At 70.0% G+C, this 13,133-nt stretch carries 13 protein-coding genes; 6 read left to right on the top strand and 7 right to left on the bottom strand.

Annotated elements, in window-relative coordinates; translation table 11 throughout:
- Position 1: 1 nt before the first annotated feature.
- Positions 2-907, bottom strand: coding sequence for a DMT family transporter (locus ACO073_RS16570; protein ID WP_421998783.1), 906 nt, complete (start codon positions 905-907; stop codon positions 2-4).
- A gap of 69 nt (positions 908-976) precedes the next feature.
- On the opposite strand from ACO073_RS16570, the gene ACO073_RS16565 reads away from it, so the two are divergent.
- Positions 977-2,044 carry an alkylhydroperoxidase-related (seleno)protein gene (locus tag ACO073_RS16565; protein ID WP_421998781.1) on the top strand — a complete coding sequence of 356 codons (1,068 nt, stop codon included), beginning with the start codon at positions 977-979 and terminating at the stop codon, positions 2,042-2,044.
- Here the strand turns inward: ACO073_RS16565 and ACO073_RS16560 are convergent.
- The 4 genes from ACO073_RS16560 to parE form a co-directional block, all read right to left on the bottom strand.
- Positions 2,041-3,084 (bottom strand): quinone-dependent dihydroorotate dehydrogenase, encoded by a 1,044-nt coding sequence (locus tag ACO073_RS16560; RefSeq protein WP_421998779.1) that lies wholly within the window; start codon positions 3,082-3,084, stop codon positions 2,041-2,043. The two genes, ACO073_RS16565 and ACO073_RS16560, sit on opposite strands and share 4 nt — an antisense overlap.
- 42 nt (positions 3,085-3,126) lie before the next feature.
- Positions 3,127-3,828 carry an SDR family NAD(P)-dependent oxidoreductase gene (locus tag ACO073_RS16555; protein ID WP_421998777.1) on the bottom strand — a complete coding sequence of 234 codons (702 nt, stop codon included), beginning with the start codon at positions 3,826-3,828 and terminating at the stop codon, positions 3,127-3,129.
- Positions 3,829-3,921: 93 nt separating this feature from the next.
- On the bottom strand, positions 3,922-4,491 hold the full coding sequence (locus ACO073_RS16550) for a hypothetical protein (RefSeq protein WP_421998775.1): 570 nt from the start codon (positions 4,489-4,491) through the stop codon (positions 3,922-3,924).
- A 98-nt stretch (positions 4,492-4,589) separates the two neighbouring features.
- Complete coding sequence (gene parE, locus ACO073_RS16545; RefSeq protein WP_421998773.1) at positions 4,590-6,608, bottom strand: DNA topoisomerase IV subunit B; 2,019 nt, start codon at positions 6,606-6,608, stop codon at positions 4,590-4,592.
- Between the two features lie 108 nt (positions 6,609-6,716).
- Between parE and ACO073_RS16540 the strand changes: the two genes are divergently transcribed.
- Genes ACO073_RS16540 through prpB form a run of 5 tightly spaced genes read left to right on the top strand, consistent with a single transcriptional unit; the run spans position 6,717 to position 10,534 of the window.
- Entirely contained in the window at positions 6,717-7,100 is a 384-nt protein-coding gene (locus tag ACO073_RS16540; protein WP_421998771.1) for an acyl-CoA thioesterase, read from the top strand.
- Positions 7,097-7,771 (top strand): DUF1007 family protein, encoded by a 675-nt coding sequence (locus ACO073_RS16535; protein WP_421998769.1) that lies wholly within the window; start codon positions 7,097-7,099, stop codon positions 7,769-7,771. Before ACO073_RS16540 ends, ACO073_RS16535 begins: the two co-directional genes overlap by 4 nt.
- A complete protein-coding gene (locus ACO073_RS16530) occupies positions 7,756-8,694 on the top strand; it encodes a hypothetical protein (RefSeq protein WP_421998767.1) in 939 nt (312 codons plus the stop codon). The genes ACO073_RS16535 and ACO073_RS16530 overlap by 16 nt, the downstream gene beginning before the upstream one ends.
- A gap of 12 nt (positions 8,695-8,706) precedes the next feature.
- The gene (locus ACO073_RS16525; protein WP_421998765.1) at positions 8,707-9,600 is read left to right on the top strand and encodes a DMT family transporter; all 894 of its coding nucleotides are present in this window, start codon (positions 8,707-8,709) and stop codon (positions 9,598-9,600) included.
- Between the two features lie 13 nt (positions 9,601-9,613).
- Positions 9,614-10,534 carry a methylisocitrate lyase gene (gene prpB, locus ACO073_RS16520; protein ID WP_421998763.1) on the top strand — a complete coding sequence of 307 codons (921 nt, stop codon included), beginning with the start codon at positions 9,614-9,616 and terminating at the stop codon, positions 10,532-10,534.
- 13 nt (positions 10,535-10,547) lie between these two features.
- Here the strand turns inward: prpB and ACO073_RS16515 are convergent, their stop codons facing one another.
- Positions 10,548-11,720, bottom strand: a complete 1,173-nt coding sequence (locus tag ACO073_RS16515; RefSeq protein WP_421998761.1) for an iron-containing alcohol dehydrogenase — start codon at positions 11,718-11,720, stop codon at positions 10,548-10,550.
- A 1-nt stretch (position 11,721) separates the two neighbouring features.
- Complete coding sequence (locus ACO073_RS16510; protein ID WP_421998759.1) at positions 11,722-13,131, bottom strand: amidase; 1,410 nt, start codon at positions 13,129-13,131, stop codon at positions 11,722-11,724.
- Positions 13,132-13,133 lie beyond the last annotated feature (2 nt).

The raw sequence follows: 13,133 nt of genomic DNA, 5'->3' as shown, positions 1-13,133 counted from the left end.
GTCACCGGCCGATGAGGATGAGGACGACGCCCGCGATCACCAGGAGGCTGCCCAGCCATTCGCCGGCGGACGGCCGCTCCTTCAGCACGACGTGCGAGGCGATGAAGGTGAACACCAGCTCGATCTGGCCGACGGCGCGGACGAGGGCGGCGTTCTCGAGCGTCATGGCGAGCGCCCAGCCGGCGGATCCCAGCACGCTGAAGATGCCGACCCAGATCGACGAGCGCCAGTTGACCCAGACCTTGCCGAGCTGCGGCCGGTCGCGGCGGCTGAGATAGGCCGCCATCAGCACGACCTGGATCGTGTTCATGCAGGCGAGCACGGTGATGCCGCGGACCATGAAGTCGCCGTCGGGCAGGAGCTTGGAGGCCTCGCGAATGGTGCCGGCCGCGATCGCGAAGGTCGCGCCCGCCAGGATCCCGTAGAGCGCGCCCTTGTGCATCAGGTCGGCGAGGACGGTCCGGACGTTGGCGAAGGAGCCGCGCACGCTCAGGATCGCCACGCCGCCGAGGCAGACGAGGATGCCCATCCAGGCCAGCAGGTGGAGCGGCTCGTGGGCGATGAAGGTCGCGAACAGGGCCACGAACACCGTCTCGGTCTTCGAATAGACGGTGCCGACCGCATAGTTGCGCAGCGCGAAGGAGTGGATCATCAGCGAGGTGGCGACGATCTGCGCCACGCCGGCGATCGTGACCAGGCCGATGAAGGCGAGCGACAGGGTGGGCACCTGCCGCCCCGTGCCGAAGACCAGGAAGGCCAGCGCCGCCAGGGCCAGCGGCGCGCCGTAGAGGTAGCGGACGAAGTTGGCTCCGTCGACGCTCAGCACGCCCCGGATCTTCTGCTGCATCGTCGTCCGGATGTTCTGGCACAGCGCGGCGAAGACGGTGATCGGTATCCAGAGCGGCACGCGGTTTCTCTCCCCTGGCGCGCAGTGTATGGCCTCGACGGGCTCACGTCTGCGGCCTAGATTTTCACCATGCGACGAGAGCTGACCGAGGCGCTTGCGGCTGGCTGGTCCGGGCTGGGCCGGCCCGGCGTGTGGTGGAGCGGTGCCGACCGGCGATCGATCGCGCAGGAAACGCGGGCGGCCCGCGGCTGCGGCCTCTGCCGCCGGCGCAAGGAAGCCCTCTCGCCGCAGGCCGTGCCGGGAGACCATGCCGCCGCGACGACCCTGCCGGCGGCCGCCATCGAGGCGGTCCATCGCATCGTCAGCGATCCCGGCCGGTTGTCCGAGGCCTGGTACCGGCGAACGATCGCGCAGGGCCTGCCGGAAGAGGCCTATGTCGAGCTCCTGTCCGTGGTGGCCATCGTGACGGCCGTGGACACGTTCGACCGCGCCCGCGGCGCAGCCCTCCGCCTCCTGCCCGACGCGCAGCCCGGCGAGCCGTCCCGCCGCCGTCCCGCCGGCGCCCGGCCGGGCCTGGGCTGGATGCCGATGCTGGCGCCGGAGGATGTCGGGCCCGACGATCCGCCGCTCTACGCGGCAGCCGGCCGCGGCGGCGGCAACGTCCATCGTTCGCTCAGCCTCGTGCCCGAGGCGATGATGCAGTTCTGGGACCTTTTCGAGACGATGTACCTGCCGCAGGACGCCATGCGCGATTTCGGGCGCGAGTACCGGGCCGTCGACCATGCGCAGATCGAGATGCTGGCGGCGCGCGTCGCCGTTCTCAACCAGTGCGTCTATTGAACCACCAGCCATCTGCAGCTGCTCCGGGGGAGCGGCCGGCACAGCGGGAAGGACTACAGGCTCGGCGGCATCGTCGAGGGTGAGGGCGGCAGCGGCGTTGCCGGCGAGACCCAGCTCCTTGCCTTTGCCGATGCCGCGATCGGGGCCAGCGAGACGCTCGGCGAGGCGCGGCAGGCCGTGACGGAAACGATCGGTGAGGCGGCGATGGTCGATGCGGCGGCGGTGGTCGCGGGCTTCGACGCCATCACGCGGGTGGCCGACGGCACCGGCATCCCGCTCGAGCCCGCGAAGGCAGAGGCCACGGCGGACTGGCGCGATGCGCTGGGCATCGACGCCTTCTGGGCGCGAAAAATCTAAAGATCGGCGCCGACGGCCTCGCGGACCGAGCCAAAGCCGTCGCGGGCCAGCAGGGCGGCGAGTTCTTCCTTGATGCGGCGGACGAGAGGAGGTCCCTCGTAGACCATCATCGAGTAGAGCTGCACCAGCGTCGCGCCGGCCCGGATCTTGGCATAGGCATCGGCGCCCGAGCCGATGCCGCCGCAGCCGACCAGCGGGAACTGGCGCTCGACGCGCATCGCCGTGCGGCGCAGCACCTCGGTCGACAGCGCCGCGAGCGGGGCCCCGGACAGGCCGCCGGCCTCGCCGCGCCGCGCCGACCGCAGCGTGTCGGGGCGCGAGAGCGTGGTGTTGCCGACGATGATGCCGTCCATGGCGAGCTCGCGGCAGACGGCGACGATGTCGTCGAGGTCGTCGTCGGTCGCATCGGGGGCGATCTTCACCACGAGCGGCACGGGATGGCGGGCGATGGCGTCCTGCACGCGCTTGAGGAGATCGCCGAGCTGCGCGCGGCCCTGCAGGTTGCGCAGGCCGGGCGTGTTGGGCGAGGAGACGTTGCAGACGAGATAGTCGGCATAGGACGCGAGCGCCGCGCAGCCCGCCACATAGTCGGCGGCACGGTCGGTCGTGTCCTTGTTGGCCCCGACATTGACGCCGACGAAGCCGCGGCGCGCGCGCGCGGCCAGGCGGGCACGCACGGCCTCCAGCCCCTGGCCCGGAAAGCCCATGCGGTTGATGACGCCGCGATCCTCGGGCAGCCGGAACAGGCGCGGCCTGGGGTTTCCCTCCTGCGGTCGCGGCGTGACGCTGCCGATCTCCACCGAGCCGAAGCCGACGGCGAGCATGGCGTCGGGCACCTCGGCATTCTTGTCGAAGCCGGCGGCGAGGCCGACCGGGTTGGGCAGCGTGCGGCCCCAGACCTGGACGGCGAGCGATGGGGGATCCGGCCGGCGGTCGGCCGGCAGGAGCCCGGACTTCAGGGCGCCGAGCGCGAGACCGTGGGCCGCCTCGGCATCGAGGCGGGACAGGAAGAGATCGGCGAAGGCGTACCAGGCGGCCATTGCCGTCTGGTTAGCAGAGATGGCCTGTGGAGCGCTCCGGGGCTAGGCCCGGCCGTAGACCGGCATGAGGACGCCGGAGTTGATCGTGTCGGACAGGCTGCAATGCGCCACGATCAGCTCGGCGATCGCCGCCGGCTTCACCCAGGTGTCGTACTTGGCGTCCGGCATGTCCTTGCGGTTGACCGGCGTGTCGATGGTCGAGGGTGCCAGCGCGATGGCCGAGATGCGGTCGTTCTTGAGCTCCTCGGCCAGCGCGACGGTGAAGGCGGCCACCGCCGCCTTGGAGGCGGTGTAGGCCGTCATGTTCGCTCCCTGCCGGGGATTGAGGGCGGGGCGGGCGGCGATGTTGACGATATGGCCGCCGGTCCCGCCCTTGCGGAAATTGGCCACGGCCGCGCGGCAGCTCAGCGCGCAGGACACGAGGTTCATCGATATCTGCTGCTGCAGCACCTTGAGCGGGCTGTCGGCGATCGGCGCCCAGGCGAAGCCGCCGGCGATGTTCACGACGGCGTGGAGCGGCGGCAGCTTGCCGTAGAAGCCCTCGACCGAGGCCTCGTCGGACAGGTCGATGGCGGGAACGACGCTCACCTTTGAGGAGTCGGTGAAGCGGCCGGTCGGCGGCGTGGTCTCGATCGCGGGCACGTGGCAGGTGGCGCCGGCCTGCGTGAAGGCATTGACCACCGCGCTGCCGAGTGCGCCGGTGCCGCCGGTGACGACGATGTGGCGGTCCTTGAGCGACTGCATATCGGGTCCTCAGTTGGTGGGCCGAAGGGGAGCGGAAAGGGCGGCCAAGCCGGGCGCCCCAGCCGGGCGCCCAAGCCGGGCGCCCACGGGGGCCTACAGCCGGTCGCTGCCGCCGAGCTGTGGACGGAGCGCCGGCGAGTCGCTCCAGATCACCTGGAACAGCTCGCGGAACAGCTCGCCGATCCGCGGATCGTTCGGGCCGCTGGCGGACGTCCACGCCGTCGTCTCCGACAGGACCTGGTCGTTGCGGCAGTAGACGGCGAAGGCATAGAAGACACCGGGCTTGCCCTGGCGGAAACGCGGCGGAGCACCGGCGCACACCTGGTTGGACCCGTAGTCGAGCGCCGGATCGAAGATCAGGTACAGGCGATAGTAGGGGCGGGGCTTCTCCGGCGGATCGGCGTAGGTGAAGGTCATCGCCGGCTGCGGCTTGGCGGCCTGCATCGCCGGCAGCAGTGCCTGTGCGACGGCGCCGGGATCGACGCCGGGGAAGGGATTGCCGGCCAGGATCACCTGGAAGTAGCGACCGTCCGCTATCGAGAAGAATTCGCGGTAGTCGTACTGCGGCGCGTAGTAGGTGCCGCCGATCACGGCAGCCACCGCGGCGGCAGGGAGCGCCGCCAGGCCGGCCAGGAGGGCGGCGATCTTGCTCTTGAGACGCATCAGGACGTTCTCCTCGCGGCGCATTCTACACGATCGGCGCAGGCGGCGCCTCGTTTCACGCAATAGTGTCGCGGGTGGCGGTCCCGTGCCCGGACGGCCTAGACGTCGAGGTCGCGGGCGAAACGGGCATTTTCCTGGATGAAGGCGTAGCGCTTCTCCGGCTTGCGGCCCATCAGGTTCTCGACCAGCGTGCGCGTGTGCATGGCGTCGGTGCGCGCCTCGACATCGGCCGCCGTCGGCAGGTCGACCTTGAGCAGAACGCGCTTGGTCACGTCCATCGTCGTCTCGCGCAGGTGCACGGACTGCATCTCGCCCAGTCCCTTGAACCGCGTGATCTCGACCTTGCCGCCGCCGAACACGTCGCGGATCAGCTCGTCCCTGTGCTGCTCGTCGCGGGCATACTCGGTGCGGCCGCCCTTGCTGATGCGGAACAGCGGGGGCTGCGCCAGGAAGAGATGGCCGTTCTCGATCAGCTTCGGCATCTCGCGATAGAAGAACGTCATCAGCAGCGAAGCGATGTGGGCGCCGTCGACGTCGGCGTCGGTCATGATGATGACCCGCTCGTAGCGCAGCCGCTCGTCCGCATAATGGGCGCCGGTGCCGCAGCCCAGCGCCTGGATGAGGTCCTGGACCTCCTGGTTGTCGCGCAGCTTCTCGGCGCTGGCGCTGGCGACGTTCAGGATCTTGCCGCGCAGCGGCAGGATGGCCTGGGTCTCGCGGTTGCGCGCCGCCTTGGCCGAGCCGCCGGCCGAATCGCCCTCGACCAGGAAGATCTCCGTGCCCTCGGCCGCCGTGTTGCTGCAGTCGGCCAGCTTGCCCGGCAGCCGCAGCTTGCGGGTCGCTGTCTTGCGCTGCTGCTCGCGGTCCTGCCGCCGGCGCACGCGCTCCTCGGCCTTGGCCACGACATGGTCGAGCAGGACGTTGGCGGCGTCCTTGTCGCCGGTCAGCCAGTGCTCGAAATTGTCGCCGACGATCGTCTCGACCAGCTTGGTCGCCTCGACGCTGACCAGCTTTTCCTTGGTCTGGCCCTGGAACTGCGGCTGCTCGATGAAGACCGAGACCAGCGCCGCCGTTCCGTCGATCACGTCGTCGGCGGTAACGATCGAGCCCTTGCGGTTGCCGGTCAGCTCGGCATAGCGCTTGAGGCCGCGCACCAGCGCGCTGCGGAAGCCCGATTCGTGCGTGCCGCCCTCGGCCGTCGGCACGGTGTTGCAGTAGGAGCGGACGAAGCCTTCCTCGTCGGACGGCCACCACACGGCCCATTCGACCTTGCCGCCGGCCGAGCCGTTGCTCTCGCTCTTCGCCTCGCCTGCGAAGGGCTGCGGCACGATGGTGGCGCGCTCGCCGATCTCGGACGTGACGTAGTCCTTGAGGCCGCCGGGGAAATGGAACGAGTCCTCTTCCGGGATCGTGCTGCCCTTGGCGAGCATCGCCTTGTCGCACTTCCAGCGGATCTCGACGCCGCGGAACAGGTAGGCCTTCGAGCGCGCCATGCGGTAGAGGCGCTCGGCGACGAAGGACTGCTTGCCGAAGATCTCGGCGTCGGGGTGGAAGCTCACCGTGGTGCCGCGCCGGTTGGGGGCGGGGCCGGCGGACTTGAGCTTGCCGGTCGCCTTGCCGCGCGAGAAGGACTGCGTCCAGGACTGGCGGTCGCGGGCCACCTCGACGGTCAGGTCGTCCGACAGCGCGTTCACGACCGAGACGCCGACGCCGTGCAGGCCGCCCGACGTGGCATAGACCTTGTTGTCGAACTTGCCGCCCGAGTGCAGCGTCGTGAGGATCACCTCGAGGGCCGACTTGTTCTTGAACTTGGGATGCGGATCGGTCGGGATGCCGCGGCCATTGTCGCGGACGACCACGCGGTTGCCCTCGCGCAGTTCGAGGTGGATCGTGTCGGCATGGCCGGCGACCGCCTCGTCCATCGCGTTGTCGAGCACCTCGGCGACCAGGTGGTGCATCGCCCGCTCGTCGGTGCCGCCGATGTACATGCCGGGGCGCTTGCGGACGGGCTCCAGCCCTTCCAGCACCTCGATGTCGCGGGCGGTGTAGGAATTGTCGCGGGAGGCGGCGCGCTTTCCGCCGCCCGATCGTTCGAACAGATCGCCGTTCTTGGCCATGGTTGCTTCTGTCATGTCGCGGCCGCGCGAGGGGATCGCCGGATGGCCGGTACGACACGGGTATGGTAGGAAACCGCCGCGAAAGCAACCATATACGGTGAGAATTCGATGGCCGAGAGCCGCCGCGACCCGATCGTCAGGACGGTGCCGCACCCGTCCGACATGAACGGAAACGGCGACATTTTCGGCGGCTGGGTCCTGTCGCAGATGGACGTCGCGGGCGGCGCCCTGGCGGCCCGCGCCGCCCATGGCCGGGTGGCCACCGTCGCCATCACGGCGATGACCTTCGTCGAGCCCATCAAGGTGGGGGACATGGTGTCGATCTACGGCGAGGTGACGAAGATCGGCCGGACCTCGATCACCGTCGAGCTGGAGACGGTGGTGCAGCGCCGCCTCGAGAATACCGACCGGCGCGTGACCCATGGCACCTTCGTCTTCGTGGCGATCGACGACGATGGCCGGCCGCGGCCGGTGCCGAAGGACGCGCCATGAGACGCTGGACCGCGCCGTTTGCCGCCCTGGCCGCGCTGCTGGCGCCGGCTTTTGCCGACGCGCATCCGCATATCTGGATCCAGCAGGTCGTGCGGGTCGTCGCCAAGGACGGCAGGTACACCCAGCTCGAGATCGAATGGCGGTTCGACCCCTTCGCCAGCGAGGTCGAGATTCCCCTGATCGACGAGGACAAGGACGGCCGCTTCTCGCCGCGGGAGATCAAGCTTCTGGGCGACGATGCGATGCCGGAACTCGCCAAGGACGGGTTTCTGACCTGGATCAACCTCGGGGCAAAGGACGTCCGCCCGCCAAAGCTTGCCGCCTTCGACGCGCGCATCGACGATCCGGCCAGCTTCACGCTGCCGGACTGGGACCGTTCGGCCGGCGACAAGGGCGGCATGCCGATGCCGGCCAACAAGCGGGCCGACCAGCCGCAGGCACCGCGCAAGACCGGCCCCCGCAACCTCGTCTATGTCATGCGCTTCGATCTGCCGCAGCCCACCAAGTTCCTGTCGGTCACCACCTACGACGCCGAGGATTTCGTGCGCATCGAGGTCGACAGGAAATCGGTGCCGGAGGGCTGCACCCTGTCCAAGCATCCGACCTACAAGGCGGAATTCGTGCGCGGCTATCCGGTCTTTGCCGACAAAGTGACATGCCGCCTGCCGTGAGGAGTGCCGTGCTGCGCTCGCCCTTCTTCTGGGTCGGGCTGCTGCTGCTGGGCGCCCTGGTCGGCGCGCTGGTCTTCAGCGACGGCGTCGCCGAGCTGGCGCGCTTCTCGGCCGACTACCAGCGGCGCATCCAGCAATCGCTCACGACGTCGCTCCGCGACATCAGGGACGGCTCGGGATCGCTCGCCATGTGGACGCTCGCCACCGTCTGCTTCGGCTACGGGGTGGTGCACACGCTGGGGCCGGGGCACGGCAAGGCGGTGGTGGTGGCCTACTTCCTCGACAGTTCGCGGCCGCGTGCCTGGATCGAAGGAATTTTCGCCGGCGGCTGGATCGCCTTCACGCATACGCTGGCGGCGCTGCTGCTGGCGGGCGCCCTGAAGCTGTTCTCCGTCGCCGGCCTGCTCGGCGCGGTGCGCGAGGTGCGCAACGTCGAGATCGTCTCCTACACGCTCATCCTGCTGATCGGCATCTGGCGGCTGTGGGCGGGAATCACCGGACGCCTGCACGAGCATCACCACGGCGACGATCATGCAGATCACCATCACGGGCACGACCATGGGCACGATCATGGGCACCACGATCACGACCATGGCCAGCCCGGGAGCGAGCGGACGCTGCTCGGCTGGCTGCTCCTGACGGCGGCCGGGATCGCGCCCTGCGCCGGCGCCCTGGTCGTCATCCTTCTGTCGGTCGCGCTCGGCGTGGTCTGGGCGGGCGTCGTCGGCGTGCTGGCCATCGCCTTCGGCATGGCGATCACCCTGGCGGCGATCGGCCTGGCGTCCATGGTGGCGCATCGGCTGATCATCGCCGAGGGCCGTTCGCAGGAGATCGGCCGCTTCGTCACCATCGCCGCGTCGCTGATCGTCATCGCCACGGCGGGCACGCTCCTGCTGGGATCGCTCGAGCGGTTCCTGCGCTGACCGACCGGGATCATGAACACCACCCAGACGCCGTCCCGGGTGTCGCGGCCGCTGATCGGCGTCCTCTACATGTGCGGCGCCTGCGCGCTGTTCCCGATCATGAACGGGTTCGTGAAGCTGCTCGCCGCGACCTACCCGCCGACGCAGATCGTGTGGTTCCGCATCGTCGTGCACCTCGTGCTCGTGGCCATCGTCTTCACGCCGCGGCTGGGACTGGACCTCTTCCGCACGCGGCGCATCGGGCTGCAGTTCGCGAGCTCGGTCGCCATGCTGCTCTCGACCCTGTTCTTCTTCTCGGCGGTCAAGTACGTCGGCGTCGCCGAGGCGATCGCCGTGAGCTTCGTGGCGCCGCTCGCGGTCGTGTTTCTCGCCTGGCCGATGCTGGGCGAGCGGATCACGCCGCTCAGGATCATCGCCGTGGTCATCGGCTTCGGCGGCGTCCTGGTCGTGATCCGGCCGGGCAGCTCGGTCTTCCAGTGGGCCTCGGTGCTGCTGCTGGGCAGCGCGCTCTGCTACGCGCTCTACCAGATCATCATTCGCCGGCTGGCGGGCGCCGACCATCCCGCCACGTCGATCTTCTACAGCGTGCTGCTGGGGGCCATCCTGCTGTCGGCGTTCATGCCGTTCGTCTGGAAGGGACCGGAGAACTGGGGCGACCTGGGTCTTCTTCTGTCACTTGGCGCCCTGGGCGGGCTCGGCCACTACTGCGTCGCCAAGGCCCTGACCTTCGCCTCGGCCAACCTGATCGCGCCGCTCAACTACACCCAGATGATCGGCTCGGTCATCGTGGGCTACCTGCTGTTCGCCGAGGTGCCCGACCTCTACACGTGGCTCGGAACGGCGCTGATCGTCGGCGCAGGCCTGGTGGTGACGGTGCAGGCCGCCCGCGCGCGGCGCCATCCGTAAGGGGAGAAGTCGCATGCCGTATCTCGTTGCCGCCGATCTGCCCGCCGAGTCCGCCGGCCGGCGCCTGCGCACTCTGCTGGAACGACCGGGCATCCTGCCGCTGCCGGGCGCCCACAACGGGCTCGCCGCCCTGCAGGCGCGCGAGGCGGGGTTCGAGGCGCTGTATTTGTCCGGTGCGGCAATGTCGGCCTCGATGGGCCTGCCGGACCTCGGCGTCATCACCGTCGACGAGGTCTGCTTCTTCATCCGCCAGGTGGCGCGGGCGAGCGGCCTGCCGCTGCTGGTCGACGGCGACACGGGCTACGGCGAGGCGCTGAACGTCATGCACATGGTCCGGGCGTTCGAGGAGGCGGGAGCCGGCGCCGTCCACATCGAGGACCAGATCCTGCCCAAGAAGTGCGGCCACCTGAACGACAAGAAGCTGGCCGCGCCCGAGGACATGGCGGCAAAGGTCGCGGCCGCGGCCAAGGCACGCCGGGACCTCGTCGTCATCGCCCGCACCGACGCCGCGGCGAGCGAGGGGATCGACGCGGCGGTGGCGCGCGCCCGGCGCTACATCGAGGCCGGGGCCGACGCGATCTTCCCCGAGGCGCTGGTCAACGCCGACATGTTCCGGGCCTTCGCCAGGGCCATGCCGGGCGTCAAGCTGCTGGCCAACATGACCGAGTTCGGCCGCACGCCGTTCTTCACCGCCTCCGAGTTCGAGGCCATGGGCTACCGGATGGTGATCTGGCCGGTCTCGGCCTTCCGCGTGGCCAACAAGGCGCAGGAGCGTCTGTACGCGACGTTGAGGCGCGAGGGCGGGACGCACACGATGATCGGCGAGATGCAGACGCGCGCCGAGCTCTACCGGACGATCGGCTATCACGACTACGAGGCGCTCGATTCGTCGATCGTCCAGACCGTCGTGCCCCAGGGCATGCCGCAGCGCTGAGGCGGCTCCGCGCTCAGTAGACGGATTCGAGGATCGGCACGATCTCCTGCGCCCCGTTGATCGGGCGCGGGTTCGAGAACGTCCAGTCGTCGAGCATGCAGTTGGTGGCGATGCGCTGCAGGTCGTCGCGGTCGACGCCGACGTCGCGCAGCCGCCGCGGCAGGCCGAGGCCGCCGATGAAGCGGTCGAGCACCGCGGAGGCGGGCTCCCCGGCGGCGCCCAGGGCGGCGCTGATCTCGGCCTGGCGATCGCCGTTGACCTCGGCGTTGAAGGCCAGCACCGCGGGCAGCATGACGCACGACGTGTAGCCGTGCGGCACGCCCGCGCTGCCGCCCAGCACATGGCCGATCGCGTGGCTTGCCCCCATGCGCGTGCCGGTGACGATCCCGGTCATCGAAAGCCACGCGCCGATCTGGCAGTCGAGCCGGGCCGCGAGGTCGGCGGGATCCCGCCGGACCGCCGGCAGGCCGCGACCCAGCAGGCGCAGGGCCTGCAGCGCCGTAGAATCCGTGTAGGCGTTTCCGTCGATCGAGCAGTAGGTCTCGACGGCATGGTCGACGGCCCGGATGCCCGTCGACAGCCACAGCCATTCCGGCGTGTGCACGCAGATCGCCGGGTCGAAGACGACCTCGAGCGGGATCAGGCCGGGATGGATGTAGGCCTGCTTCAGCCGCAGCCTCGGCTCGGTCACGCCGGCGCGGGCGTTGAACTCGCCGCCGCTGAGCGTCGTCGGCACGCAGATCTGGCGGACCTGCGGCGCGCGATACTGCGGGAAGTGGCGCTTGCCCGTCGTGTCGTCGACCACCGTACGGAAGGGCTCGAGACCGTCCGGCTCGCGGATGTCGTGCTCGAGGCAGATCGTGACCGCCTTGCCGCCGTCGGTCGTCGAGCCGCCGCCGACCGTGACCAGCAGGTCGCAGCCGGCGTCGCGCGCCTTGTTGGCGCAGTCGACGACGGCATCGCGCGGACTGTGCGCCGGCATGTCGTCGTGCAGGCCGGCAAAGCGCGGGCCCAGGGCCGCGACGATCCCGCGGACCGCATCGGTCTCGCGGTTGAGCGTGCGCCCGGCCAGGATGAACACCCGCCGTGCGCCGAGCCGCTCGGCCGCACCGGCGACCGACTGGGCCGCCGGCCGGCCGAACACGACGCGGTCCATGCCGGTGAAGACGATCTCGCCGCCGCGCATCTCAGAGCCCCAGCGCCGAGAGATCGGGGGCCCGCCGATGGAAGTCCGTCGCGTCCTGGAAGGCCTTGCCAAGGCGGAGGACGTCGCGTTCGGCGAAAGGCTTGCCGACGATCTGGACACCCATCGGCAGTCCCGCCGAGAAGCCGGCCGGCATGGCGAGGCTGCACAGGCCGAGATAGTTGGCCGGCCGGGTCAGGTAGCCCGGGATCGGCGAGGTCTCGTCGACTTCCGACAGCGGGATCGCCGGGATCGCCATCGTGGGCAGCAGGATGGCGTCGTAGGGCCGGAACCAGGCCTCGAAGGCCCGCCGGCGGTCGGCCATGATGCGGATCTCCTCGGCATAGGCGCCCGGCGCGAGGCTGCGGGCCGCCTGCGCGCGCTGACGGACGCCCGGGCCGATCGCCTTGGCCGCGTTCTCGATATAGGCGCGATGCAGCGAATAGGCCTCCGACGCGATGATCGTTCCGGCCGGCTGCGACAGGTCGAAGTACCAGTCCGGCAGCCGCACCGCCTCGACGGCGGCGCCGAGGCTCTCGAAGGTGCGGGCGGCCGACTGCCAGGCCTTCACGACATCGTCGTCCATGAAGTCGGGAAGCTCGTCCGTGTCCGGCATGGCGACGCGCAGCCCCTCGATCGAGCCCGGCCGGGTGGCCAGCGTGAAATCCTCCAAGGGCTGGCCGAGCGTCGTAGGATCGCGCGGATCGGGGGCGGCCAGGGCATTGAGGATCAGGGCGCAATCCTCGACGCAGCGCGCCAGCGGGCCGATCGAATCGAGCGTCCAGCTCAGCAGCATCGTGCCCGAAAGGCCGATGCGGCCGAAGGTGACCTTGAGGCCGACCAGCCCGTTCAGGGCCGAGGGAATGCGGACGGAACCGCCGGTGTCGCTGCCGATGCCGGCGGGGAGGAGACGGGCGGCCACCGCCACGCCGGTGCCGCTCGACGAGCCGCCCGGCACGCGCTGGACGTCGAGGTCCCAGGGATTCCAGGGTGCGCCCATCAGGGGGTTGGTGCCCCAGCCGCCGAAGGCGAACTCCACCATGTGCAGCTTGCCGACCGGCACCATTCCCGCCGCGGTGAGACGCTCGACGGTGTTGGAGGTCTCGGTGCCGACGCGCTTCTCGAACATCTTCGAGCCGCCGGTGCCGACGCGGCCGGCGATGTCGCACAGGTCCTTGTAGCCGATCGGCAGTCCGTGCAGGGGCGGGAGCGGGAAGCCCGCGGCCCGCGCCCGGTCGGCGCCGTCGGCCAGCGCCCGCGCCTCGTCGGCATAGACCTCGGTGAAGGCATGCAGCTTGGCGTCGGCCTTGGCGATGCGCGCCAGGAGGGCATCGACGATCTCGCGCGAGGAGAAGCGCCGGGCCGCGAGGCCGGACGAAAGCTCGACGAGGGTGAGGTCGTGAAGGGCGGTCATCG

The sequence above is a fragment of the Reyranella sp. genome (assembly GCF_965229815.1).
GTDB lineage: Bacteria > Pseudomonadota > Alphaproteobacteria > Reyranellales > Reyranellaceae > Reyranella.
The sequence above is the reverse complement of the archived record's forward strand: the minus strand, read 5'-3'. Positions and strand labels throughout refer to the sequence as shown.